Here is a 24280-nt window from a genome sequence, read left to right on the forward strand (position 1 = left end):
TTTTATGTACGATCAATTAATAGTTGTAAAAGTAGGAACCAATGTAATGAAAAACAAGAACAATAGAATTGTTCGCCCAGTGCTTCAAAACTTGGTGTCTCAAATTGCTGATTTATATGAGCGTAATATTATGACCATTTTAGTTTCTTCTGGATCTGCTATTGCAGGAAAAGAAGTATTAGGGCCTTCAATAATTAAAGACCCATCTATTAGAAGACAAGTTTATTCATCTATAGGACAACCTAGAATGATGCGTTTGTATTACAATATTTTTCATGATTTTGGAATTAATTGTGCGCAAGTGCTACCAACTAAAAGAGATTTTCAACCAGGAGTTCACCGTGATAATATGGTAAATTGTTATAAAGGGTTGTTAGAAGAGGGAGTAATTCCTGTGGCGAATGAAGATGATACAGTATCATTAACATCAACCATGTTTACAGATAACGACGAAATGGCAAGTTTAATTGCTGAGTTGGTAGAAGCTGATAAACTAATTATTTTAACAGATATTGATGGCGTTTATACAGGAAACCCAAGTGATGAAGGAACTGAACTAATTGAAGAAGTTACTTCTACCGAAAATTTAGACAAATACATTCAACCTAATAAAAAAGGTGAAGGTGAAGGTAGAGGAGGAATGAGATCTAAAATTAGTGTGGCTCAAAAATCTGCAAAAAATAACATTCCTACTTATATTGTAAATGGTAAAACAGAAAACATTATTTTAGATATCATCAATGATGAATATGTAGGAACAAGAATTTCTAATGATTTAGAAAAGTAATATTACTTTAAAAAACATTGACTTCAATTTCCAGAGGAATTTCAAATTCAGTTTTGATTTTTCTCTGGATTTTTTTTGCAATTTCGTAAACTTCTTTACCGGTAGCGTTTCCATAGTTAACCAATACCAAAGCTTGTTTACTATGTACTCCAGCTTCTCCAAAACGTTTCCCTTTAAACCCTGCTTTTTCAATTAACCAACCAGCTGGTACTTTTACTTGTGTTTCAGAAACAGGATATGATGGTATTTCAGGATATTGTTCTTTAAGTTTTTGATATAGTGAAATATCAATCACAGGATTTTTAAAAAAACTACCACTATTACCAATTTCTTTAGGATTTGGTAATTTGCTATTTCTAATGGCAATAACAGCATTGCTAATATCTTTTAAACTAGGATTTTTAATGCTTTTTAATTCTTCTTGAATGGCTCCGTAAGAAGTATTGGTTTGATGATCTTTGGTGGTAAGTTTAAAAGTAACATTAATAATAATATATCGGTCTTTTACTTCGTTTTTAAAAATAGAATTTCGGTATCCAAACTTACAATCAGCATTGGTAAAGGTTTTTATTTTTAAAGTTTTTTTATTCAAAGCTTCCAAAGAAACAATCGTGTCTTTAACTTCAAAACCATAAGCTCCAATATTTTGAATTGGACAAGTTCCAACATTTCCTGGAATTAAAGATAAGTTTTCTAAACCTCCAAAACCTTGATCTATACACCACAAAACAAATTCATGCCAGTTTTCTCCTGCAGCAGCAGTTACTTCAACTGTGTTTTCATCCTGATTGTTTACAATTACACCACTAAGATCTATATGAACCACTGTTTTATCAATGTTTTTAGTAAGTAACATATTACTACCACCTCCTAGTAAAAAAACAGATTTGTTTTCTTGTAAAACATCTTTTAATTCTTGTAGTGTTTTAACAGAAATAAACTTTTTAGCTTTTACATCAATACCAAAAGTATTGTGTTTTTGTAGAGAGAAATTAGTGTGATATTGCATAGGGTAAAGATGCTAAAATTTTAAGAATTATCAAGGTGAAAATAACGAGTAATCACAGGTTTTTATAACTCTTAGCTAAGAGTAAATATAAAAAAATCGCCCCAAAAGTATTTTTAATAAAATAGACTTTATGTTCATTGGTTGGTAACAAGATAGGACAGGATGCTTTTTAGAAAAGTAAAATATAAATTTGATGATTATCCGTGTCTGATGTTTAAACAGGCTAATTTTTAATCAAAAAAACATGAAGCTTCACTTATCTATTCTAGATCCTAAATCAATTTTTATAAAATATTGTCTTTTGTTTTTATTTACTACAACTGTTTTTGCTCAAAAACAAATGGAAAATTTAGATAGAGGTACAGTAGCTGTTCGTACCAATAATGATGAAGTTTTAGTTAGTTGGCGAATTTTAGGAACTGAGTTTGATAACACAACCTATAATGTTTATAGAGATAATAAACTGTTAAATAAAGAGCCTATCACAGGGGCGAGCAATCTTATAGATAAAACCACAGAAAATTATCATTATAGTATTGCTGCTATTGTTAACGGAAAAGAATTAGAAAAATCTCAACCCATAGAAGTTTGGAATAAAATTTATAAAAAAATTCCAATCACAGCTCCAGAAGGTGGTGTTTCTCCGGATGGTAGAGCATATAAATACACAGCAAATGATATTTCAGTCGCCGATTTAGATGGTGATGGAGCCTATGATCTTGTTTTAAAATGGACACCAACCAATGATCATGATAACTCTCACAGAGGATATACAGGAAAAACTTATTTACAAGGTTTAAAAATGGATGGAACTGTTTTTTGGACCATAGATTTAGGGATTAATATTCGTTCAGGGGCTCATTATACACAATTTATGGTATATGATTTAGATGGTGATGGTAAAGCAGAAGTTGCCTGTAAAACAGCTGATGGAACAGTTGACGGTACAGGTAGAGTGTTGGGAGATGCTTCAGCCGATTATAGAAATAGTACAGGATATATACTAGAAGGTCCAGAATATTTAAGTCTTTTTAATGGAGAAACAGGGGCTTTTATTACCACTCAAGATTATATTCCTCAAAGAGGAAATGTAGCTAGTTGGGGAGATTCTTACGGAAACAGGGTAGATAGATTTTTGGCTTGTGTAGCTTATTTAGATGGACAAAGACCTAGTTTGGTTTTTTGTAGAGGATATTATACCAGAACAGTTATAGCTGCTTATGATTATAGAGACGGACAGTTGACCAATCGTTGGGTTTTTGATTCTAATGATAGAGGAAATCAGTATTATGCAGGACAAGGAGCGCATAGTGTTACAGTTGGCGATGTTGATGGAGATGGAAAAGATGAAATTCATTATGGTTCTTGCGCAATTGATGATAACGGAAAAGGATTATATACAACACATTTTGGTCATGGAGATGCCATTCATTTAGGAGATTTTGATCCTGCAAGAGAAGGGTTAGAGTATTTTATGGTTCATGAAGAAGCTAATGATCCAAATGTTCCACAAGTGGATTATAGAGACCCAAAGACGGGAGAAGCTTTTTGGCTGACACCAGGAAAAGGAGATATTGGAAGAGGAGTAATTGCAGATATTGATCCTAATTATTTGGGAGCAGAAATGTGGTCATCAAACGGAAAAGGTATTTTTAATATCAAAGGGGAGGTGATCTCTAAAGTTTATCCAAGAACATATAGAGGACCAAGTTGGAATATGTTTGGCTGGTGGGATGGAGATTTGTTAAGAGAAATGGTTGATAAAACAGTTATCGTTAAATGGAATCCTGAAAAACAAGATACAGATGTTTTATTAAGAGCTTACGATTATGATGGTATGAAATTAAGAAGTAATAATGGTACAAAGTCTAATCCTTGTATCATTGCAGATGTATTAGGAGACTGGAGGGAAGAAGTTATTTGGAGAACTGAAGACAATACCTCTTTGGTTCTTTTTACGACTCCATATAGCACTAAAGAAAAAATCTTTACATTAATGCATGATCCTTTATATAGAACAAGTATTGCATGGCAAAATGTAGCATATAATCAGCCAGCACATACAGGGTTTTATTTGGGGGTAGGAATGAAAACTCCTAAGTCCCCAAAAATTTATTTAGCTAAAAGCCCTGAGTAATTTTAATAAAAAAAAAGAAATCTCCATGTGTTTTTTAATATATGGAGATTTCTTTTTTGCTTAATATCTATGTATTAGTGTAAAGGTCTCCTTTTTACAATTCCTCCTTTTAAATCTTTAATACTATTCATTACAATAAAAGCTTTGGAGTCTACTTTTTCTATTTCATTATTCAATCTACTTAACTCAAGTCTAGTAATTACAGTATAAAGAATATCAATTTTATTAGTATCTCCGGTTTTATCATATCCTCCTTGACCATTATAAATAGTAACACCTCTACCTAGTTTATCAGTAATCATTTTTTTGATTTCGGTGTTTTTAGCAGAAATGATTGTGACACCTATATATTCCTCAATACCTTCAATAATAAAATCTAAAGTTTTAGAGGCAGATATATAAGTAATCATGGAGTATAAGGCAATTTCAATAGATAACAAATAAGCAGCAATCGAAAAGATCAATACATTTATTAAGATGATGATATCGCCAATGGTAGTACCAAATTTTTTACTTAAATAAATAGCTAAAATTTCAGTCCCATCAATAACAGCTCCTCCACGAACAGATAGTCCAATTCCTGCTCCTAGAAAAAAACCTCCAAAAATAGCAACTAATAAATCATCATTGGTTACATTAGGAAAAGGTACGGTTGCAACACAAAGAGCCAATCCTGTAATGGCCAGTGCTGTTTTAATAGCAAATTGTTTACCCATTGTTTTGTACCCCATAAAAACAAAAGGGAGGTTTACAACAATAATTAATATATAAAGTGGAATTTCTGAAACTGCAGAAATCAATAAAGAGATTCCGGTAGCTCCACCATCAATAAAATCGTTGGTTAAAAGAAATCCTTTGAATCCAAATGAAGCGGAGAAAATACCAATAATAATTAAAAGACTATCTTTTAAAGAATTGATAAAACCTGTGTTTTTTTTATCGGTTAAGGTTGTACTCATATAGGGGTGATTATCATGTTAGATAATGTTTAAAAATACAAAACCCTTTGCAATAGCAAAGGGTTTAAAGAATGATTCTATAAATATTTTTATTACTTATCAGCAGCCAATTCTTTAGCTCTATTTACACAAGCAATAGTACCTTCTTTTATTAAGTTGTGTACATTGTTGTCGTCAAAATTATTTAAGGCTGCACGAGTAGTACCTCCTTTAGAAGCTACACGGTTCATCCACTCTTCTAAAGAAATATCGTTTTGTTTGTATAACTCAACAGCTCCTTCAAAAGTCTGAGCAGTTAAAGTTTTAGCTTCTTCTCTAGAGAATCCAAAATCTTCAGCAGCTTCAGCCAAAGCATTCATAAAGTAAAAAATATAAGCAGATCCACTACCAGAAATACCAGTTGTGTTATCAATCATATCTTCTGTTTCCACTTCAAAAGCTTTTCCTGTAGATTTTAAAATAGTCCCTACTAAGTCTAAGTTTTCTTTAGCGACTTCTTTAGAACCAACATAAGTAGTCATTCCTAGTTGAATAGAAGCAGGTAAATTAGGCATACATCTAATTACTTTGTCAATTCCTAATCCTTGTTGAATGGTTTCAATCGTCATTCCTGCCATGACAGAAACAAATAATTGATCTTTGTTTACAATAGATTTGATATCAGCAAATACCAACGGAGCAATTTGTGGTTTTACTGCTAAGAAAATAATGTCTGCATCTTTTAAAGCATCATAGCTAGTTGTTGCTTTCATTTTATTCATTCTATTGATTTCTGCAATTCTATCATCAGACTTGTCAATAATTTCAATATTTGCAATTTTTGCATTGTAAATTCCTTCTGCGTAGGTGAAACCCATGTTTCCACCACCAATAACAACTATTTTTTTCATAAAATTGTGTTTAGGTTTTTAAGATTATTGTGCGTTGTACTTCTCAATAGCGTCTTTAAGAATGGCAACCGCACGAATTAATTTTTCTTTTTTTAGCACGTAAGCAATTCTTACTTGGCTAAGCGCAATGTTTGGAGTGGAATAAAAACCACTTCCCGGAGCAACCATTACAGTTTGTCCGTTGTTACTATAACTTTCTAGCAACCATTTTGCGAATTTATCGGCATTGTCTACAGGTAAATCTGCCAAACAATAAAAAGCACCATTCGGTTTTACTACTTGAACTCCTTCTATTTTTCGCAATTCTTCTACCAGAATGTTTCTACGTTCTATGTATTCCTCACGAACTTCGTCAAAATAACTTTGAGGTGTTTCCAAAGCAGCCTCGGCAGCAATTTGTGCAATGGTAGGAGGGCACAATCTTGATTGGGCCATTTTCATTACCGTACTAATCAATTCTGGATTACGAGATACTACACAACCTACTCTTGCTCCACACATACTGTATCGTTTAGAGGTAGAATCAATCATAATGGCGTTCATATCCATTCCTTTTTCCTCCATAATAGAGTAGTGGCCTTCATCAGTATAGACAAATTCACGATACACTTCATCTGCAATTAAGAACAAATTATACTTAACAACTAATTTTTTTAATTGTTTAATTTCTTCCTTGCTATATAAAGTCCCTGTAGGATTTCCTGGGTTACAAATTAAAATAGCACGAGTTCTAGGGGTAATTAAAGCTTCAAACTCATCTACTTTAGGCAAAGCAAAACCATTGTCAATGCTTGTATTGATAGGTACCACATGCACCCCAGCAGCAATAGAAAAACTAGTGTAGTTAGCGTAAAATGGCTCAGGAATAATAATTTCATCCTGAGGATCAGTAATACTCGCAATGGTAAAATATAAAGCCTCTGAACCTCCTGTAGTTACTAATATTTCATCGTTTTTAAGATTGATATTGTGTTTTTTGTAATAATCAACCAATTTGTTTCTGTATTGTTCAGAACCATTTGAGGTAGAGTATTCTAAAACTTCCATATCAATATTTCTAACAGCATCTAAAGCTACTTTAGGTGTTTTAATATCGGGTTGGCCAATATTTAAATGAAATATTTCAATACCACGTTTCTTGGCGGCTTCTGCATAAGGAACCAATTTACGTATTGGAGACTCAGGAATAGCACGACCTTTGTTAGAAACTCTAAGCATTTATATTTTGTGTTTTAAAATTAGGCCAACAAAAGTACAAATTTCTAATCTTCTTAAAGAATACTAGCCATTTATTATGCTTTTGTTGTGGTTTAGATTTGTTAAATAAAAAAAACTGCTTATTAAAAATAAGCAGTTTTGAGTTTTATAAGGAATAGATTAAATTAATCTTTTAATACTTCCCCTATTACTCTAACAACTTTTGGCTTTTCAGTAGCGTTAGAAATAATTGTAATCGATCTTGAAATTCTACCCACTCTGTCAGTAGCATAACTTATTTTAATTTGTCCAGATTTTCCTGGCATGATAGGTTCCTCAGGTTTGGTTGGTACTGTACATCCACAACTACCTTTAACACTTTCTATAATTAAAGGAGCACTCCCAATATTTTTAATATTTAGGTAGCGAATTTTGTCAGAATTTCGAGCAATAGTTCCATAATCAATTACTTCTTTTTCAAATTGCATAACTGGTTTTAAAGTATTGTCTGTTTTAGCAGTTGCTTGTTGTGCAAAAGACAACATTGGAGCCAAGGCCATACAGATAATAAAAGCTAATTTCTTCATGTCTATATAAATTTTAAGTAAAAATAAATTTTATATTCAAACTTTCAATAACTATACCGTTATTTTTTTTAGTAGTGTAGATATTTGTATTTTTGGCCACCTGTTATTTAACGAAAATAAAGAATGAGTATTCCTAATACATACAATGCTACTGCGGTAGAAGAAAAATGGTACGACTACTGGATGAAAAACAATTACTTTCATTCAACACCTAACGATAAAAAACCCTATACAATTGTAATTCCACCACCAAACGTGACTGGAGTTTTACACATGGGACACATGCTTAACAATACCATTCAAGATGTATTGATTCGTAGAGCTCGTTTAAGAGGTTACAATGCTTGTTGGGTTCCTGGAACCGATCATGCTTCTATTGCTACAGAAGCAAAAGTAGTTGCCAAGTTAAAATCTGAAGGAATTAACAAGGATGATTTAACTCGTGATGAGTTTTTAAAACATGCTTGGGAATGGACAGATAAACACGGAGGAATTATTTTAGATCAGTTAAAAAAATTGGGTGCTTCTTGCGATTGGGAACGTACCAAGTTTACCATGGATGCTGATTTAAGTGAGGCAGTAACTAAGGTTTTTGTTGATTTATACAAAAAAGGAGATATCTACAGAGGATATCGAATGGTAAACTGGGATCCTGAAGCAAAAACAACTTTGTCTGATGAAGAAGTTATTTTTGAAGAAAAACAAGGAAATTTTTATCACATCAATTATAAAATTGAAGGAACTGATGAAGTGGTGACCATTGCGACTACTCGTCCAGAAACTTTATTAGGAGATACTGCTATTTGTATCAACCCAAATGATGAAAGATATGCTCATTTAAAAGGGAAAAACGCTATTGTACCTATTGCGAATAGAGTAATTCCTATTATAGAAGATGAATATGTAGATATTGAGTTTGGAACAGGTTGTTTAAAAATCACTCCTGCTCATGATCAAAATGATAAAGTTTTAGGAGAAAAGCACAATTTAGAAGTTATAGATATTTTAAATGATGATGCTACCTTAAACGATAACGGATTACATTACAAAGGAAAAGATCGTTTTGTGGTTCGTAAAGAAATTACCAAAGAGCTTGAAGAAATTGGAGCTTTGGTAAAAGTAGAACAACATTTACATAAAGTAGGAACCTCAGAAAGAACAAAGGCAGTTATTGAGCCTAAGATTTCTGCACAGTGGTTTTTACGTATGGAAGAAATAGTAAAGCCTGCTTTAGATGCGGTTTTAAAAGATGAAGAAATTAAATTATATCCAAAGCGTTATAACAATACTTATCGTCATTGGTTAGAAAATATTCGTGATTGGAACATTTCTCGTCAATTGTGGTGGGGACATCAAATTCCAGCTTTTTTCTATGGAGAAGGAGTTGAAGATTTTGTAGTAGCTACTTCTGTTGAAGAAGCATTACCATTAGCAATTGAAAAAACAGGAAATAATTCACTGTCAGTGTCCGACTTAAAACAAGATGAAGATGCTTTAGATACTTGGTTCTCTTCTTGGTTATGGCCAATTTCTGTATTCAACGGAATTAATGAGCCGGACAACGAAGAAATCAATTATTACTACCCAACCAACGATTTGGTTACAGGACCAGATATTATTTTCTTTTGGGTGGCTAGAATGGTGTTTGCTGGGTACGAGTTTAGACAAGAAAAACCGTTTAGCAATGTTTATTTTACAGGAATTGTACGTGATAAACAAAGACGTAAAATGTCTAAATCTTTAGGGAATTCTCCAGATCCTATTGAGTTGATGCAACAATATGGTGCTGATGGAGTTCGTGTAGGATTGTTATTGTCTGCAGCAGCGGGGAACGATTTAATGTTTGATGAAGATTTATGTGCACAAGGGCGTAATTTTGCAAATAAAATATGGAACTCTTTTAAGTTGATTAAAGGATGGGAAGTTTCCGAAACAGAAGCACAACCAGAAGCTTCTAAAATTGCGATTGAATGGTACAAAGCGAAGTTCCAAAAAACGTTGGCAGAAATTGATGCTAATTTTGAAGTATATCGTTTGAGTGATTCTTTAATGAGTATTTACAAATTGGTTTGGGATGATTTTTCATCTTGGTTCCTAGAAATGGTTAAGCCTGCTTTTGGATCTCCAATGGATGCCGTTACGTTTAAAGAAATCATAGGATTGTTAGAAGATAATTTAAAAATCTTACATCCATTTATGCCTCACTTAACAGAGGAGGTTTGGCAGTTGATTACAGATAGAAGTCCAGAAGAAGCTTTAATTATTGCAGAATATCCTAAAGCGACTTCTTATAACGAAGAAATCATTGCTAATTTTGAAATGGCCTCAGAAGTAATTTCAGGAATTAGAACCATTAGAAAAGATAAAAACATTTCTTTTAAAGAAACCATTGATTTATTGGTGTTTAACAATGACAATACATCAAAAGACTTTGATACTGTGATAGCCAAAATGGGGAATATAGCAGCATTATCTTATGTAGATACTGCTGTGGATGGAGCGTTGAGTTTCCGTGTAAAATCTAACGAATACTTTGTGCCAATGGCAGGAGCTATTGATGTGGAGGCTGAAGTAGCGAAGTTAAATGAGGAATTAAAGTATACAGAAGGTTTCTTAAAATCTGTTCAAAAGAAGTTGTCTAACGAACGTTTTGTAAGCAATGCACCAGAGCAGGTAATTGCAAGTGAGCGTAAGAAAGAAGCAGATGCTTTGGCAAAAATTGAAACGATAAAAGCAAGTTTGTCATCACTTGTATAATTACAAAATAAATAAGTTTAAAAATCCCATCATTTTATGATGGGATTTTTTTTGATAACTTTTTAATAAAACAGGGTTGTGTAGTGTGAATTGTTAATAGAAAATATATATTTTTAGGTTTTTACTAATTAAACTTAACTTTTAATAATGGATCATAAAACCTATAAGGAAAAAAGGAAAAAATCATCAGAATTTAAAAACAGAAAAGAATATCTAGAACACGAACTGTCTATTTTAAATTTTAGAAAGTGGAAAATCAATTTACCTTTTAGGGATTATTCTATAGAAATAGAAGATATTGCTCCAGGATTGGCTGCGACTATTGGAAAAGTGGTAATGGTAACAGCTGTAGTGGCAGCTTTTGCTGCTCAATTTGGTTTGTCAGCAGAATTTATCGCAGAAAATGTTAGATATGAATTGTTAATTGCTGGAGGGATTTTTGTGATTATTTTCTCTGCAATTTTAAATCCTAATGCAAATTTATCAGGGACACACGGACCAATGCTTCCTTTAATTCCAATTATTGCTGCTGCAGGAGGACATCCTTTAGCACTTGGAATATTAATTGGTGTTTTTGGAATTATATTAAGCGTTACCAAAGGAGGATCTAAATTGATGAATTTGACAGGAATTGGTGTGCGTGGTGGTTTGTTAATTTATTTAGGAGCTATGGGTTTGCTTAGTCAAATAGATAAGTTAGAAGGTTGGGCATCGTCATCAGGACAAAGCACTATATCATTTGTAATTATTGGAATGACCATATTAATTTATGCATATTTGGCTAGAGTAGGAAAAAGATGGATTGCGATTCCTTTATGTTCTACTTTAGCGGGGTTAGTAGCTTATTTTATGGGAGCTCATTTTGAGTTTTCAACAGCACCTGGTTTACCACATATGAATCCAATGTGGTGGTGGGGAGAAAATACAGGTTGGCAAATGGGATGGCCAACAGTAGAAAATTATATTGCTGTAATTCCTTTTGCTATTTTAGCTGTGGCTATGTGGTCTCCAGACTTTTTAGGACATAGAGTTTTTCAAGAAATTAATTATCCAAAAGGATCAGAAAAAGCATTAATGGATGTTGATGATACTATGTCTATCGCTTCTGTAAGACAAATTATAGGTTCATTTTTAGGAGGAGGAAATATTACTTCTTCTTGGGGAACTTATATGATTCCTGCAGCCATAGCAAAAAGACCTATTCCGGGGGGAGCTGTATTAACCGCTCTTTTTTGTGTATTAGCCTCTGTTTTTGGTTACCCAATGGATTTGGCCATGTGGCAACCTGTATTAAGAGTAGCATTAATTGTAGGGGTATTTTTACCTTTATTAGAAGCGGGAATGCAAATGGTAAAAAAGGAAAAAGATTCTGTAAGTGCTGGAACTTGTATTTTTGCTTGTGCCTTTGTAAATCCGGTGTTTGGATGGGCTTTAACCATGTTGTTAGATAACATGGGATTGATTGGTGATAGAGAAAGAGCCAAAGGAATGTCTTGGAAAGAAAAATTAGTTATTCCAGGAGTGATGTTTGTGGTTTGTGTGGTTTCTTTAGCCTTAGCAGGTCAATTACCAGGGATTCCTAGATTGCTTTAAATCATATAATGATAATAAATTAAAAAAGTCTCAATTTTTATTGAGGCTTTTTTTAACTCCAAATCAAAGACTTTCTTGCTTTCCAGTAATGACTTGATTCTTTTTTTATTCTTGTTAATTTTTGAATTTCTTTATTTGTAAGTTTAAAATCTAAGGCTTTTAAATTATCTTTTAATTGTTTTTTAGAAAATGCTCCACTTAAAACTACTGATGGATTTAGCCTGTCAATAATAAAACGCAAAGCAATTGCATCAATTCCGACATTATATTTTGTAGCCAATTCATTTAAAATAGAAGGAGTGTAGTTAAATATTCTTCCATTGGCAACGCCTTCTTTAATAATAACTTTTTTTTCATTTTTGATGAGTTCAACTAAAATGTTATAGGTGCTTTGTTCAAAAACATTGTAAGTAACCTGAAAAACATCAAACAAAAATTGACCGTTAACTTTTATTTGCATAGCTTCATTTAGAACTTCACTTTGTTGCGTTCCACTAGTGGTTAGTCCAATTGATAATCCTGTATTTCTTTTAATATCTGCTAGTTTTTTTAAGACCTTGTCATTTTCCAAAACACCACTTTCTATGGTTGCTGAATGTATTTGATACACTTTTAAATGTGGTAACATTTTTTTAGAAACTTCCCATTGCTCTATCAATTTTTCTATACTGTGTTCTTTTACTTCATGATCTCCTTTAAACCCCAATTGCCAGTTGGCAACATAAGTATATCCCCATTTGGTAGCGAGTGTAGTGTCGTGATGATTTTGAGTAGTTTGCCATTCATGTAAAAAATGTTCACCTTTACCATACGAAGGAGCAGTATCAAAGTACCTAATTCCTAATTGATAAGCTGTTTCTAACATTTCATAAGCATTGTTTTTAAATGCTTCTTCACTTTTATCTATTTTGTTATTATCTCTAATATTTATGTATTCTGGTCTTCCTAATGCAGCCAGTCCAAGTCCGATTTTTGTCATTTTTATTGCAATTTCTTGTAAAATCTAATCCAACAATTTAACCACTTTCAATATAGTATAAATTACAGTTTTTACGTATTTATTTAAGTGTGATTTTTAATTTTTAATTGAAATAATGTATTGTTAGTGATCATTGCACAAGATGAAAACTATACTTAGTTTTGAACTCAAATTAAAAGTAGAAATATGAGTTTTATAAAAGCGATGCAACAACGTTATACAACAAAAGTATACGATGCATCAAAGAAACTACCGATAGAAAAGATAGAGGAGTTGAAAGAAATTTTAAGAATGAGTCCTTCTTCTATTAATAGTCAGCCTTGGAAATTTACTTTTGTAAGAGATGCAAAAACGAAACAAAAGCTTTCGGAAGTCTCTTTAACAAATCATCAAAAAGTAACAGATTGTGATACTTTAATAGTATTTAGTAAAATTGATAATATTGAATTGTTTGAAAAGCAAATTAATGAAAACTTAACAGAAAGAGCTGTTGGTTATTATGTCAACTTTGTAAAATCTAAAGGAGAGGCAAATATTAGAAATTGGTTTGATAAACAAGTATATTTGTCTTTAGGAGTGTTTTTAAGTGCTTGTGCCGATATGCAGATTGACTCCACACCTATGGAAGGAATTGATACAGAAAAGTTTGATGAAGTGTTAGGGCTTACAGATTATAAAACTGTGGTAGCTGTTGCTATAGGAGGTAGAGATGTTGAAGATTTTAATCAGTTAGAGAAAAAGCCAAAAAGTAGAAAACCTTTAGAGGAAGTGGTAAAGAGTATATGATAAAAAAAAGGGCTTGATAATTTATCAAGCCCTTTTTTAATTTATGTTAGGAACTACAACTCAACATAGAACATCCTACTTTAGATTTTGCCCAATCGGGTCTCTTGGCAAACCATTTTTGATATTCAGGCTGCTCATCATAAGGTTTTTGAATTAATTGATATAGTTCATCAATCAAACTATAATCTCCTTGTTCGGCAGCTTCTATGGCTAGTTGAGACATGTAATTACGCAATACATATTTTGGGTTTACAGCATTCATTTTTAGAATTCTATTTTCTTTAGAAATCTTTTCAATTTCTAATCTTGTATGATATTGACCAAACCAAGCTTGCCACTCTGTTAACACTTCTCCTGCTAATTGTTCGGGAATGTAAAAAGCATCCATGCAATCTTCAATTTTATTGGCGGTTGCTAACAATCTGAAGAAAATTGTCATGTCTGTTTCTATCAATTTTAAGTTGGTTTCTAATGCTTGTATTAAAATATAATCCTGTTTATTTGGATTTTGAATTCCAATTTTAGCACACATCATTTGTAGATTTTGTTCTTCAAAATGAGTTTTATAACTATTCAAAGCTTCTTCTAAAGACTTTGCATCTTCTGTCAAAGTATAAAATGTATTGGCTAGTTGATACAAATTCCACAAACCAATATTGGGTTGTTGTCCATATCTGTATCTTCTATTTTGTCTGTCTGTTGTATTAGGAGTCCAATCAGGATCATAATTGTCTAACCAACCATAAGGTCCGTAATCTATAGTTAAACCTAAAACTGACATGTTATCAGTATTCATAACTCCGTGTACAAAACCAACACGTTGCCAGTGCACAATCATTTTTACAGTAGCATTTACTATTTCTTGAAAAAGTTTAGCATAATCATCTTTATTGTTTTCTTCTAAATGAGGAAAGTGATGACGAATAGTATAATTCATCAAAGCAGCTAAGATCGTTTTATCATTTCTAGAGGCAAATATTTGAAAACTACCAAAACGGATAAAACTTTCTGCAACTCTACAAACAATGGCTCCAGGTTCATAAGCAGGATTTCCGTTGTATAAAACATCTCTTAAAACTTCATCCCCAGAAAGTGCTAAAGACAATGATCTTGTAGTGGGAACTCCTAAATGATACATAGCCTCTGCACATAAATATTCACGAATAGAAGAACGCAACACAGCCAAACCATCTGCGGTTCTAGAATAAGGAGTTTTTCCTGCACCTTTTAGTTGTAGCGTATAAGATTTATTTGTTTTTACCTGAAATAAATTAATAGCTCTACCATCACCCAATTGACCTGCCCAATTTCCAAATTGATGACCTCCATAACACATGGCATAAGGTTCTGTATTTGGATAGACATAGTTTCCTGTAATTAAATTTTCAAATTCCTTACTAGTGATATCATCTTTAGAAAAACCTAAATTATTTGCTACTTCTTTGTTTACATGCAACAATTTTGAAGCTTTTGTTGCAATGGGATTTGCCAATGAATAACAAGCATTTTCTACCTGACGAGTATAATTCTCAGGATTGCTATCCGCAGGTAATTCACTAGTAAAGGTATTTTCTATATTTAATTTCATGTACTTTTTTTTAGGAAATAATGTCTTTCCATTTGTTACTTCTTTCTGCAATTAATTTTACATAACTACAAATGGCTACAGCTTTATAACCTTCTTTGGTTAGCTGTTCAAAAGTTTTTTCTACCAATATTTTTCCAATACCTTGTCCTCTTAAATTACTTGGAACTTCAGAATAAGTAAGATACATTATCTCATTTTTGATGTTGTATTCTACTATGGCAATATCTCCATCAACGTTTAAAACAAATCTGTTTTTTTCTTTCTGATGTTCTATTTCCATAAACTAAAAATCTTTTAATTTATCTGCATGTAGTTTTCTTAACTTGTTTAGTTTTGGTCCTATAACCATGGCACAATATCCTTCATTAGGGTTTTGTTTGTAATAATTCTGATGATAATCTTCAGCATCAAAATAGTTGATTAGCGGACTAATTTCTGTGACAATAGGATCTTCAAAATATTGCTGAACCTCTTTCGTTACTTTTTCGGCAATGATTTTTTGTTCCTCATGATGATAAAAAATTACGGAACGATATTGAGTACCAACATCTGCACCTTGTCTGTTTAAAGTAGTCGGGTTGTGTGCTGTAAAAAATAGATATAAAATATCTTCATAAGAAATGATATCAGCATCAAATTCAACTCTAACCACTTCAGCATGTCCAGTTAAACCTGAACAAACTTCTTTGTATGTAGGAGTTCCAGGAACAGACCCACCACTATAGCCTGAAATTGCTTTGATGACTCCTTTAACTTCGTTAAAAAAAGATTCCACACACCAAAAACATCCTGCTCCTAAGGTTGCTTGTTCTATGTTTGCCATTTATTTTTTGATTAAAGATTCTGAATTTACACAATAACGTAATCCACTTGGTTCTGGACCATCAGGAAAAACATGTCCTAAATGACTATCGCAATTGTTACACTGTATTTCAACTCTATCTCTTCCTCCAGATAAGTCTTTTAAATACTTAATAGCATTGATTTTTATAGGTTGTGTAAAACTTGGCCACCCTGTACCTGAATCAAATTTAATGGTAGAGTCAAATAACTCATTACCACAACAAACACAATTATAAATTCCAGCATCATAACTAGTACAAAAAGCACCAGTATGTGGGATTTCTGTACCAGACATACGAGTAATTTTAAATTGATCTGGTGTTAATTCTTTTTTCCATTCTTCGTCTGTTTTTTCTACTCTTTTTTCAGGAGATGGATTTCCGTTTACAGTAAAATTGACAATATCTTTCCAAGTAAGCATAAGGTTTTTTAATTTTTAATTATGAGTAGTAAAACTAAGTAAAAACTTACGAGGATAAAATAGTAATGGTTTAAAGTTGATGTATAGATATTTAAATTATTCATAATATTGTATATTTAATTTAAAAACGAATGGTTTTACTGTTTTTGTATCTTTTTTTGGCACTATTTGTATCATTTGTGTGCTCAATTCTTGAATCTGTATTGCTTTCTATTCCACAATCTTTTTTAATTGTAAAACAAGACAAAGGAGCTAGTTGGGCTGCTACTTTTATGGAGTATAAAAATAATATAGACAAGCCTTTATCGGCAATTTTATCTATGAACACAGTCGCTCATACTATTGGAGCTGCTGGTGTTGGGGCACAGGCAGTAAAAATTTATGGAGAAGCCTCTTTTGGTATTATATCAGCAATACTAACCATTCTAATTCTAATTTTTACTGAAATTATTCCAAAAACTTTAGGAGCTAAATATTGGAGACAATTGGCTGTGATTTCTTTACATACCATGTCCGGAATGGTTTTTTTAACATATCCCTTGGTATTGATGTCTGCAGTAATCACAAAATTATTTTCATCTGATAAAAAAGAACAAACAACAAGTAGAGAAGAGATTGCAGCACTTGCTAGTATTGGAGCTGATGAAGGTGTTTTTTCTGAAAAAGAACATAAAATCATTCACAATATTTTAAGGTTAAAAAATGTAAAAGTGATTGAAATTATGACACCAAGAGTGGTGGCTGTGGTGGCAGATGAAAATTTATCGCTAAATGATTTTTTAAAGAGTAAAGATTATTTAAAGTTTTCTAGAATTCCTGTGTATTCAGAAAACGAGGAAAATATTACAGGTTATGTTTTTAGACAAGAGGTTTTTGAAAAGTTAGCCGAAAACAAATATGAGTTAAAACTAAGAGATATTAAAAGAGATATTTATGTGGTTTCTAATGATATTGTCTTGTTTTCTCTTTGGGAAAATTTGTTAGATAAGAAAGAACATATTGCTTTAATAGTGGATCAATATGGTGGTTTAGATGGAATTGTAACCATGGAAGATGTGATTGAAACACTTTTAGGTTTAGAAATAATGGATGAAAAAGACACTATTACAGACATGCAAAAATTTGCAAGAGAACGATGGAAAACTCGTCAAGCTAAATACAAGCTTCTATATAAATTGAATAAAGAAATTTCTTCTGATGATGCAGATAAAAATGATGTTTAACTTTTTGTGAAATAGTAAAATATAACATATCATATAGTATATTTGCATCTTATTTTTATAGTTAAAATGTCAGAAGATTCTAAACAAAATTCAATAAACGATAAAGAAGTAAAACAATGTATCCATACATTGGAATCTTTGTTGAATGATACCAATCAACTTTTTGAAATGCCTGAAGAGCAACGTGTAACTTTAATGAAAGTTGCAGGTTTGTTAAGTAGACCTACCAAAGAAGAGCAGGATAGGAGAAGGAAAGATGCAAAAAAAGCAGCCAAACGTAAACAACGCGAAAGAGAAAAACACGCACGTAAAGAAACGGGAATTCGTTCTGCAAGAGAAGCAGCGGTATTTGAAGCTCCAAAAATGTTGACTTTTACAGAGGTTAAAAAAGATGATATTCCTGAATTAGAGTCGCCAAGAAACTGTTATGTCTGTAAGACTTTGTACACCAAATTGCATCATTTTTATGATAGCATGTGTACAGAATGTGGTGATTTTAACTATGCTAAACGTTTTCAAGAAGCAGACTTAACTGGTCAAGTTGCAATTATGACTGGTTCTCGTTTAAAAATAGGATATCATATTACCTTAATGATGTTACGATCTGGAGCTACTGTAATTGCTACTACTCGTTTCCCTGCAGATTCAGCCATTCGTTTTGCTAAGGAAGCAGATTTTCACGAATGGGGACATCGTCTAAAAATTCACGGTTTAGATTTAAGACATATTCCAAGTGTAGAAATTTTCTGTAATTACATAGAACAAAAATACGATCGATTAGATATTTTAATTAACAATGCTGCGCAAACGGTACGTAGACCTGCTGGTTTTTATACTCATATGATGGAGAATGAAGAAAAGCCTTTGTCTGCTTTACCAGTGAATGCTCAAGAATTGTTGAGTGATCACTACAGTTGTTTAGAAGAATTGAATTTGTTAAGTAGTAGTGTGGTAGCAACCAATAAGAATGCTCCTGTAAGTTGGCATGGAGAACAACCTGGGATTGGGTTAAGGGCTTCAGCTAAATTATCTCAAATACCCTATAGTTTTGATAATTCATTAACTACAAGTGAGGTTTTTCCAGAAGGAGAACTAGATGCAGATTTACAACAAGTAGATTTAAGAAAAACTAACAGTTGGCGATTAAAAATTGGAGAGATAGAAACCACTGAAATGGTAGAAGTTCAGTTGGTGAATTCTGTGGCTCCTTTTGTATTGATCAACCGTTTGGGAGAATTTATGAAAAAAGAAAATACGGGTAAAAAACATATCATCAACGTGTCTGCTATGGAAGGGAAATTTTATCGATTTAAAAAAGAAGACAGACATCCGCACACCAATATGGCAAAGGCTGCTTTAAATATGTTAACACATACTTCTGCTTCTACATTTGCCAAACATGGAATTTATATGAATGCAGTAGATACAGGTTGGGTAACTGATGAAGATCCTGTAGAATTGTCTAAAAAGAAAGAAGAGCTACATGATTTTCAGCCTCCATTAGATATAGTAGATGGTGCTGCCAGAGTGATAGATCCGTTATTTGATGGAATTAATACAGGAAAACATTGGTGTGGAAAATTCTTAAAAGATTATAAACCTATTGACTGGTAGGATATTCAATACGAACAAAAAAGGCTACTAATTTAGTTGCTCTTTTTTGTTTGCTGGTTTATTTCTATTGATGACAATATTTTGAATATGTGCAATACTGTATGCTGCCATTTGGGCTCTAGTAGCCAAATCACCTTCGTATAAGTTATCAATAGTTTTTTTCCAGATACTTAACCAGTGATCAAAATGTTTTTGAGTAATCATATGATTAAAGGCAGCATCGGTCAACAAATGTTTTTGGGTAGGGTTGCCTTTAAATTTAGCAACTCCAAATAAATTTGTTTCCCAAAAGTCAGTCAATTTTTCTAAGTGTGCTGGCCAATCTTCATTCGGAATCATTTTGTTGAAAATAGGACCTAAAAGATCATCTTTCCTAATCTCATCGTAAAAAGAACAAACCAATATGTTAACATCTTTTCTATTTTGGATATCTGTTTTCATACGATAAAGATATACTATTAGATTAATTATCTAAGGATTGATAAATGTAATATTAGTTCCATAAACTTTATAATCATTAGTAATAACAAAAGATCTTACATTGTATTTTTTAGCTTTTTTAAGTTCTTCAGGTATTTTTGCACTAAACGTAATATTTTTAATATTTCCAGTATAATTGATTACGCTGTCTGTTTCTGTAATTGGATTTTCTTTTGTACCCCATACAAAACCATAATTAGTTATTTCACTATCTCCCCTTGTTAAGAAATCAGCATTAAAATAGTATTCACCTGAACTCTCACTAATAGACAAGGTTCTTACTCTTGGGTACTCTCTAACAAAAACTTCTTCCTTGGTACACTTAATAGATATAATAAAAGCAAATAATAAAGCTATGGATTTTAATATTTTTATCATTTTTTTAATAGAATTAAGTTAATTGAAAAGCTGTTTTTTTGACCTCTAAATTTTTTTGGAGTCTCTAAGTTGTTAAGTTGATGAATATAACGAAGAGAAATCTCTGCATTAAAGTTATTAAAGCTCTTGTGAAATCCTAGTCCAGCTAAAAGGCCTATTTGAATTTTATTAATTTCAAAATCATTATTATTGTTCATACTGTAAACAATATTATTATTGTTTACAGTATCTTCATAATTAACTACGTTGTATTTAATATGATAATCAATATTTGAACCTCCTTGAAAATATAAACTAGAAGGTCTTTTTGAAAAAGCATATTTAAAAGATATTGGTATTGATAAAGTTGTTAAATCTATATAAGAATCATAGTTTTTAAGATTTCCATATTTATAATCTGTATTGTTTGATGAATAACTAGATTTTGAAAAAAGTAATTCTCCTTGATATGACATTTTTTGAGAAATTCTAGGAGATTTAATAGATATTAATAATCCAAAAGTTGGGGATATTGAATTGTCTTTAATATATGAATACTTACTGGATTTATTACGTGCTTTGATATATGATTTTTTGATTCCAACGATAGCTCCATACTCAATAATATTCCATTTTAAATTAGATTTAAACTCTTTGTAATTACTTCCTTTACATTTATTGTACTGAATAATTAAATTAGTTAAATCTTTTTCGTTGTATTTTAAATTTACAATTATTTCACTAGCATTGGTTAAGCAATCACTAATGAAATAGGAAACAATTCCTTTCCATCGGTTGTTTCGAACACTAACTTTTCCAATCAAACGATTTACTTCAACATTCATTATTTCTGATTTTAAATCAAAAATTTCATCATTTTTTTGTAAGTGAAACATTTCTCTTGATTTGTAAAGGCTAGTGTGTCCCTTGACTAAATATTCTGCAAATTCACCAACAGCAATTCTAGATCGATAGGCTTTATAGTTGTTATATCCAAATTCATATATTTCATTAGGGAAATATTCTTTAGTATCATTTCCTTTTTTGAATAAACAGGAAACATAATTTTTCGAATCTGGACGATACTTTACTTTACCATAAATAGTATCCTTTTTAAGGGTGATAATGTACCCGTCTTTGAAAGATTTTTGACCAAATGATTTTACACATAAGAGCATAACCATTGTCAAAGTAATCATAAGTTTTTTTTTCATAGCATATGTTAAAATAGTCAAACTATTATCTAAGTCTCTAATTCTGTTTAAATTTTCAGAAAAAGAATAAAACAACTCAAAAGTGTAGTTTTAACATTTTTATATAAAAGTAAAAAAAATGCTTTAAAAAAGCGATTCAATAGTTTTTTAATATAAAGCAACAGCCATTCCTAATAAAATGGCAATAAATTTAGGGTAACTAAATTTATGATTTTCGGAACTTTCAAAAAGAATTACAGTAGAAATATGTAAGAAAATACCTATGATTAATGCGGTGATTTGATGTTGGTAATCTTGAAAAAAAAGAATTTTAGAAGCTAAAAAACTTCCTAAAGGACTCATTAAAGCAAAGGTAGTCATGAAGAAAACAACCTTTTTTAAATCGTACTCATGTTTTAAAAAGAATGAAGTCAATACAATTCCTACAGGAACTTTATGAATTACAATGGCCCATAAAAAAGACTGATTATTAGCATATCCTAAGGGAATTCCTTCGGAGAATGCATGAAGACACAAACTTATAAACAACATCCAAGGAAATTGTTTTTTAGCATCGTGAATATGTACGTGCCCGTGTTCTGCTCCTTTAGAAAAAGATTCTAAAACTAGTTGAATGATAATTCCAATCAGAATAAAAACTCCTATCATTTTAGAGTTTATGGTTTCTGAATGTCCATGGTCATGATCTAAAATACCAAAAGCTTCAGGTAACAAATGGCTGATAGTCATAGATAGTAAATACGCACCACTAAAAGATAGTAGTAACTGGATAAACTTTTTATTTGGGTGACTAATGCTTACAAATAATACACTTACTAATACAGAAGCAATTAAATAAACGTAGATCATTTTGTTAAAATAAGTATAAGTCTATCAGAATTTTCGATATCAAATTCTGATAATTGATAGTCTCCAAAGATATGTTTAATTTTTAAATTGGCTTGCTTAGAATAGTGTTTGAATTTGTCTAAATCAATAGCTTTTACACGTTCTTGAAAATAGAGTTCTTCACCGTCTTCAGTCAAATTTATTTCTTTGGTAATAAAACCATCAGTTAGGTGTCTTTTAATACGAAACTCAATGTCATCACGTTCAATTACTTCAGCATTTACAAGGTTTTTAATTACTTTTTTTACATTCATATAATCAATAACTGCAACACCATCTTTGTTTAAACAAGTTTCAATATTCTGCAAAACTTTAATATCGTCATTGTCGTCATCAAAATAACCAAAACTGGTAAACATATTAAAAACTGCATCTACCTTTATAGAAAAAGGTTTACGCATGTCTTGAACAATAAATTTTAAGGTACTATTGGCAAACTGATTGGCGTAATCAATACTATTTTCCGATAAATCTGCACCGATAACAGGATAACCAAGTGTGTTTAAAAAGATTGAATGTCTTCCTTTTCCACAAGCTAAATCTAAAATTGAATTGTTTTTAGGGAGTTTTAAAAATGAAACCAAGTTTTGCATAAATACTTTGGCTTCATCGTTGTTTCTGTTTTTATATAAAATATGATAATAGCGAGTGTTAAACCATTCGCTAAACCAAGTTTTAGTGTTTTCCATGTACTTTTTTAATTGAACCTCAAATTTAGTTAATTTATTCTTTAGTAGTTTTATTCAAAAGACATTACAAACAATTACTTTTGTAGTCTAAAAATATATAAGTACATGGGAGTTAATTTTAAAATGGTAGCCATTACCTTACAAGGTCTAGAAGAAGTTTTAAGCAATGAGTTAAAGCAATTGGGAGCTCAGGATGTAAAAGCTGGAGTTAGAATGGTAGAGTTTGTTGGTGATGAGGGATTTATGTACAAAGCAAATTTGTATTTAAGAACGGCCATTAGAATTTTAAAACCTATTATTAAGTTTAAAGTAAAGAACGAAGACGATTTATATAAGAATTTATTAAAAATTCGTTGGGAAAAATATTTAGATGTTCATGGAACTTTTGCTACCAAAGGAACCAATCAGTATAGTGGAATTACTAGTAATACTCATTATTTGGCTTTAAAAACCAAAGATGCCATTGCTGATTATTTTATGGCAAAACATGATGCAAGACCTGATGTTGACATCAAACATCCAGATTTAAAGGTAAATGTACATATTGATAGATATGGATTTTGTACGGTTTCTTTAGATAGTTCTGGAGATTCTTTACACAAAAGAGGGTATAGAATGAACACCAACTTGGCTCCAATAAACGAAGTGTTGGCTGCAGGTTTGGTTTTGTTGTCTGGATATGATGGAGAAGAAAATTTTATAGATCCTATGTGTGGTTCTGCTACTATTTTAATAGAGGCAGCTATGGTTGCTTGTAACATTCCGGCAAACATTAATAGAAAAGAATTTGCTTTTGAAAAATGGAAAGATTATGATGAAAATTTGTTTTTTGCCATTCAAGATTCTTTAATCAAAAAAATTAGAGATCCTAAATGTAAAATTATGGGATTTGACAAAGCCCCATCAGCAGTAAGAAAAGCGAATGAAAACATTGCTAGTGCCAATTTAGAAGAGTTTATAGGAGTACATCATATTAACTTTTTTAATTCTAAAAAAGAAGTATTTGGACCCACTACTATTTTGTTTAACCCACCTTACGGGGAGCGTTTAAAGTTAGATAATATTGAAGGTTTCTACAAAAGCATAGGAGATACTTTAAAGCATCATTATCATAATTCTAGTGCTTGGTTTATTACTTCAGATATTGAAGCATTAAAACATGTAGGATTAAAAACAAGTAGAAGGATTGCTATTAAAAACAGTGATTTAGACTGTAAGTTTGTGAAATACGAAATTTACGAAGGAAGTAAAAAAGCGAAAAAGAACGATTATTAGGGGTTAA

At 31.6% G+C, this 24280-nt stretch carries 23 protein-coding genes; 8 read left to right on the top strand and 15 right to left on the bottom strand.

Going from position 1 to position 24280, the window contains the following annotated elements; genetic code table 11:
* Window positions 1–4: 4 nt before the first annotated feature.
* Entirely contained in the window at window positions 5–787 is a 783-nt protein-coding gene (gene proB / locus BUB70_RS08950; RefSeq protein WP_073120701.1) for a glutamate 5-kinase, read from the top strand.
* Window positions 788–794: 7 nt separating this feature from the next.
* On the opposite strand, the gene murB is transcribed toward proB, so the two are convergent.
* The gene (murB, locus tag BUB70_RS08955; RefSeq protein ID WP_073120702.1) at window positions 795–1796 is read right to left on the bottom strand and encodes a UDP-N-acetylmuramate dehydrogenase; all 1002 of its coding nucleotides are present in this window, start codon (window positions 1794–1796) and stop codon (window positions 795–797) included.
* A 244-nt stretch (window positions 1797–2040) separates the two neighbouring features.
* Between murB and BUB70_RS08960 the strand changes: the two genes are divergently transcribed.
* On the top strand, window positions 2041–3933 hold the full coding sequence (locus tag BUB70_RS08960; RefSeq protein ID WP_308691365.1) for a rhamnogalacturonan lyase: 1893 nt from the start codon (window positions 2041–2043) through the stop codon (window positions 3931–3933).
* Between the two features lie 74 nt (window positions 3934–4007).
* Here BUB70_RS08960 and BUB70_RS08965 read toward each other — a convergent pair whose 3' ends face one another.
* The 4 genes from BUB70_RS08965 to BUB70_RS08980 form a co-directional block, all read right to left on the bottom strand.
* Window positions 4008–4892, bottom strand: coding sequence for a YitT family protein (locus tag BUB70_RS08965; protein ID WP_073120703.1), 885 nt, complete (start codon window positions 4890–4892; stop codon window positions 4008–4010).
* Between the two features lie 92 nt (window positions 4893–4984).
* Window positions 4985–5782: a pyrroline-5-carboxylate reductase gene (proC, locus tag BUB70_RS08970; protein WP_073120704.1), complete on the bottom strand. Its 798-nt coding sequence runs from the start codon at window positions 5780–5782 to the stop codon at window positions 4985–4987.
* A 24-nt stretch (window positions 5783–5806) separates the two neighbouring features.
* Entirely contained in the window at window positions 5807–7000 is a 1194-nt protein-coding gene (locus BUB70_RS08975; RefSeq protein ID WP_073120706.1) for a pyridoxal phosphate-dependent aminotransferase, read from the bottom strand.
* 164 nt (window positions 7001–7164) lie between these two features.
* Window positions 7165–7566 carry a DUF1573 domain-containing protein gene (locus BUB70_RS08980; protein ID WP_073120708.1) on the bottom strand — a complete coding sequence of 134 codons (402 nt, stop codon included), beginning with the start codon at window positions 7564–7566 and terminating at the stop codon, window positions 7165–7167.
* 123 nt (window positions 7567–7689) lie between these two features.
* On the opposite strand from BUB70_RS08980, the gene BUB70_RS08985 reads away from it, so the two are divergent.
* Both BUB70_RS08985 and BUB70_RS08990 read left to right on the top strand, forming a co-directional pair.
* The gene (locus tag BUB70_RS08985; RefSeq protein ID WP_073120710.1) at window positions 7690–10323 is read left to right on the top strand and encodes a valine--tRNA ligase; all 2634 of its coding nucleotides are present in this window, start codon (window positions 7690–7692) and stop codon (window positions 10321–10323) included.
* Between the two features lie 147 nt (window positions 10324–10470).
* Window positions 10471–11916 (top strand): DUF3360 family protein, encoded by a 1446-nt coding sequence (locus BUB70_RS08990; protein WP_073120711.1) that lies wholly within the window; start codon window positions 10471–10473, stop codon window positions 11914–11916.
* A 52-nt stretch (window positions 11917–11968) separates the two neighbouring features.
* Here BUB70_RS08990 and BUB70_RS08995 read toward each other — a convergent pair whose 3' ends face one another.
* Window positions 11969–12895, bottom strand: a complete 927-nt coding sequence (locus BUB70_RS08995) for an aldo/keto reductase (protein WP_073120713.1) — start codon at window positions 12893–12895, stop codon at window positions 11969–11971.
* 186 nt (window positions 12896–13081) lie between these two features.
* On the opposite strand from BUB70_RS08995, the gene BUB70_RS09000 reads away from it, so the two are divergent.
* On the top strand, window positions 13082–13681 hold the full coding sequence (locus BUB70_RS09000) for a nitroreductase family protein (protein WP_073120714.1): 600 nt from the start codon (window positions 13082–13084) through the stop codon (window positions 13679–13681).
* Between the two features lie 46 nt (window positions 13682–13727).
* Here BUB70_RS09000 and BUB70_RS09005 read toward each other — a convergent pair whose 3' ends face one another.
* Genes BUB70_RS09005 through msrB form a run of 4 tightly spaced genes read right to left on the bottom strand, consistent with a single transcriptional unit; the run spans window position 13728 to window position 16533 of the window.
* On the bottom strand, window positions 13728–15269 hold the full coding sequence (locus BUB70_RS09005) for a protein adenylyltransferase SelO (protein ID WP_073120943.1): 1542 nt from the start codon (window positions 15267–15269) through the stop codon (window positions 13728–13730).
* A 10-nt stretch (window positions 15270–15279) separates the two neighbouring features.
* Complete coding sequence (locus BUB70_RS09010; RefSeq protein WP_073120715.1) at window positions 15280–15549, bottom strand: GNAT family N-acetyltransferase; 270 nt, start codon at window positions 15547–15549, stop codon at window positions 15280–15282.
* A gap of 3 nt (window positions 15550–15552) precedes the next feature.
* Window positions 15553–16092 carry a peptide-methionine (S)-S-oxide reductase MsrA gene (msrA, locus tag BUB70_RS09015; protein WP_073120717.1) on the bottom strand — a complete coding sequence of 180 codons (540 nt, stop codon included), beginning with the start codon at window positions 16090–16092 and terminating at the stop codon, window positions 15553–15555.
* A complete protein-coding gene (gene msrB, locus BUB70_RS09020) occupies window positions 16093–16533 on the bottom strand; it encodes a peptide-methionine (R)-S-oxide reductase MsrB (RefSeq protein ID WP_073120718.1) in 441 nt (146 codons plus the stop codon).
* A gap of 158 nt (window positions 16534–16691) precedes the next feature.
* Between msrB and BUB70_RS09025 the strand changes: the two genes are divergently transcribed.
* Window positions 16692–17756: a CNNM domain-containing protein gene (locus tag BUB70_RS09025; RefSeq protein ID WP_308691364.1), complete on the top strand. Its 1065-nt coding sequence runs from the start codon at window positions 16692–16694 to the stop codon at window positions 17754–17756.
* A gap of 66 nt (window positions 17757–17822) precedes the next feature.
* Window positions 17823–19370 (top strand): SDR family NAD(P)-dependent oxidoreductase, encoded by a 1548-nt coding sequence (locus BUB70_RS09030; RefSeq protein WP_073120721.1) that lies wholly within the window; start codon window positions 17823–17825, stop codon window positions 19368–19370.
* A 27-nt stretch (window positions 19371–19397) separates the two neighbouring features.
* On the opposite strand, the gene BUB70_RS09035 is transcribed toward BUB70_RS09030, so the two are convergent.
* The 5 genes from BUB70_RS09035 to BUB70_RS09055 form a co-directional block, all read right to left on the bottom strand.
* On the bottom strand, window positions 19398–19811 hold the full coding sequence (locus BUB70_RS09035) for a group III truncated hemoglobin (protein WP_073120723.1): 414 nt from the start codon (window positions 19809–19811) through the stop codon (window positions 19398–19400).
* A gap of 30 nt (window positions 19812–19841) precedes the next feature.
* Window positions 19842–20228, bottom strand: coding sequence for a hypothetical protein (locus BUB70_RS09040; RefSeq protein WP_073120724.1), 387 nt, complete (start codon window positions 20226–20228; stop codon window positions 19842–19844).
* A complete protein-coding gene (locus BUB70_RS09045; RefSeq protein WP_143155276.1) occupies window positions 20225–21421 on the bottom strand; it encodes a porin family protein in 1197 nt (398 codons plus the stop codon). The genes BUB70_RS09040 and BUB70_RS09045 overlap by 4 nt, the downstream gene beginning before the upstream one ends.
* A 147-nt stretch (window positions 21422–21568) precedes the next feature.
* Window positions 21569–22270 (bottom strand): ZIP family metal transporter, encoded by a 702-nt coding sequence (locus tag BUB70_RS09050; protein ID WP_073120727.1) that lies wholly within the window; start codon window positions 22268–22270, stop codon window positions 21569–21571.
* On the bottom strand, window positions 22267–22998 hold the full coding sequence (locus tag BUB70_RS09055) for a class I SAM-dependent methyltransferase (RefSeq protein ID WP_073120729.1): 732 nt from the start codon (window positions 22996–22998) through the stop codon (window positions 22267–22269). Before BUB70_RS09055 ends, BUB70_RS09050 begins: the two co-directional genes overlap by 4 nt.
* A gap of 105 nt (window positions 22999–23103) precedes the next feature.
* Here BUB70_RS09055 and BUB70_RS09060 point away from each other — a divergent pair, with 105 nt between their 5' ends.
* Window positions 23104–24273: a THUMP domain-containing class I SAM-dependent RNA methyltransferase gene (locus BUB70_RS09060; RefSeq protein ID WP_073120730.1), complete on the top strand. Its 1170-nt coding sequence runs from the start codon at window positions 23104–23106 to the stop codon at window positions 24271–24273.
* Window positions 24274–24280: the final 7 nt, after the last annotated feature.

This window comes from Wenyingzhuangia marina, from assembly GCF_900130035.1.
Classification (GTDB): domain Bacteria; phylum Bacteroidota; class Bacteroidia; order Flavobacteriales; family Flavobacteriaceae; genus Wenyingzhuangia; species Wenyingzhuangia marina.

Excerpts from the sequence above, each read along its gene's own strand:
- proB (WP_073120701.1), top strand. The coding sequence starts at position 5 with ATGTACGATCAATTAATAGTTGTAAAAGTAGGAACCAATGTAATGAAA.
- murB (WP_073120702.1), bottom strand. The coding sequence starts at position 1,796 with ATGCAATATCACACTAATTTCTCTCTACAAAAACACAATACTTTTGGT.
- BUB70_RS08960 (WP_308691365.1), top strand. The coding sequence starts at position 2,041 with ATGAAGCTTCACTTATCTATTCTAGATCCTAAATCAATTTTTATAAAA.
- BUB70_RS08965 (WP_073120703.1), bottom strand. The coding sequence starts at position 4,892 with ATGAGTACAACCTTAACCGATAAAAAAAACACAGGTTTTATCAATTCT.
- proC (WP_073120704.1), bottom strand. The coding sequence starts at position 5,782 with ATGAAAAAAATAGTTGTTATTGGTGGTGGAAACATGGGTTTCACCTAC.
- BUB70_RS08975 (WP_073120706.1), bottom strand. The coding sequence starts at position 7,000 with ATGCTTAGAGTTTCTAACAAAGGTCGTGCTATTCCTGAGTCTCCAATA.
- BUB70_RS08980 (WP_073120708.1), bottom strand. The coding sequence starts at position 7,566 with ATGAAGAAATTAGCTTTTATTATCTGTATGGCCTTGGCTCCAATGTTG.
- BUB70_RS08985 (WP_073120710.1), top strand. The coding sequence starts at position 7,690 with ATGAGTATTCCTAATACATACAATGCTACTGCGGTAGAAGAAAAATGG.
- BUB70_RS08990 (WP_073120711.1), top strand. The coding sequence starts at position 10,471 with ATGGATCATAAAACCTATAAGGAAAAAAGGAAAAAATCATCAGAATTT.
- BUB70_RS08995 (WP_073120713.1), bottom strand. The coding sequence starts at position 12,895 with ATGACAAAAATCGGACTTGGACTGGCTGCATTAGGAAGACCAGAATAC.
- BUB70_RS09000 (WP_073120714.1), top strand. The coding sequence starts at position 13,082 with ATGAGTTTTATAAAAGCGATGCAACAACGTTATACAACAAAAGTATAC.
- BUB70_RS09005 (WP_073120943.1), bottom strand. The coding sequence starts at position 15,269 with ATGAAATTAAATATAGAAAATACCTTTACTAGTGAATTACCTGCGGAT.
- BUB70_RS09010 (WP_073120715.1), bottom strand. The coding sequence starts at position 15,549 with ATGGAAATAGAACATCAGAAAGAAAAAAACAGATTTGTTTTAAACGTT.
- msrA (WP_073120717.1), bottom strand. The coding sequence starts at position 16,092 with ATGGCAAACATAGAACAAGCAACCTTAGGAGCAGGATGTTTTTGGTGT.
- msrB (WP_073120718.1), bottom strand. The coding sequence starts at position 16,533 with ATGCTTACTTGGAAAGATATTGTCAATTTTACTGTAAACGGAAATCCA.
- BUB70_RS09030 (WP_073120721.1), top strand. The coding sequence starts at position 17,823 with ATGTCAGAAGATTCTAAACAAAATTCAATAAACGATAAAGAAGTAAAA.
- BUB70_RS09035 (WP_073120723.1), bottom strand. The coding sequence starts at position 19,811 with ATGAAAACAGATATCCAAAATAGAAAAGATGTTAACATATTGGTTTGT.
- BUB70_RS09040 (WP_073120724.1), bottom strand. The coding sequence starts at position 20,228 with ATGATAAAAATATTAAAATCCATAGCTTTATTATTTGCTTTTATTATA.
- BUB70_RS09045 (WP_143155276.1), bottom strand. The coding sequence starts at position 21,421 with ATGAAAAAAAAACTTATGATTACTTTGACAATGGTTATGCTCTTATGT.
- BUB70_RS09050 (WP_073120727.1), bottom strand. The coding sequence starts at position 22,270 with ATGATCTACGTTTATTTAATTGCTTCTGTATTAGTAAGTGTATTATTT.
- BUB70_RS09055 (WP_073120729.1), bottom strand. The coding sequence starts at position 22,998 with ATGGAAAACACTAAAACTTGGTTTAGCGAATGGTTTAACACTCGCTAT.
- BUB70_RS09060 (WP_073120730.1), top strand. The coding sequence starts at position 23,104 with ATGGGAGTTAATTTTAAAATGGTAGCCATTACCTTACAAGGTCTAGAA.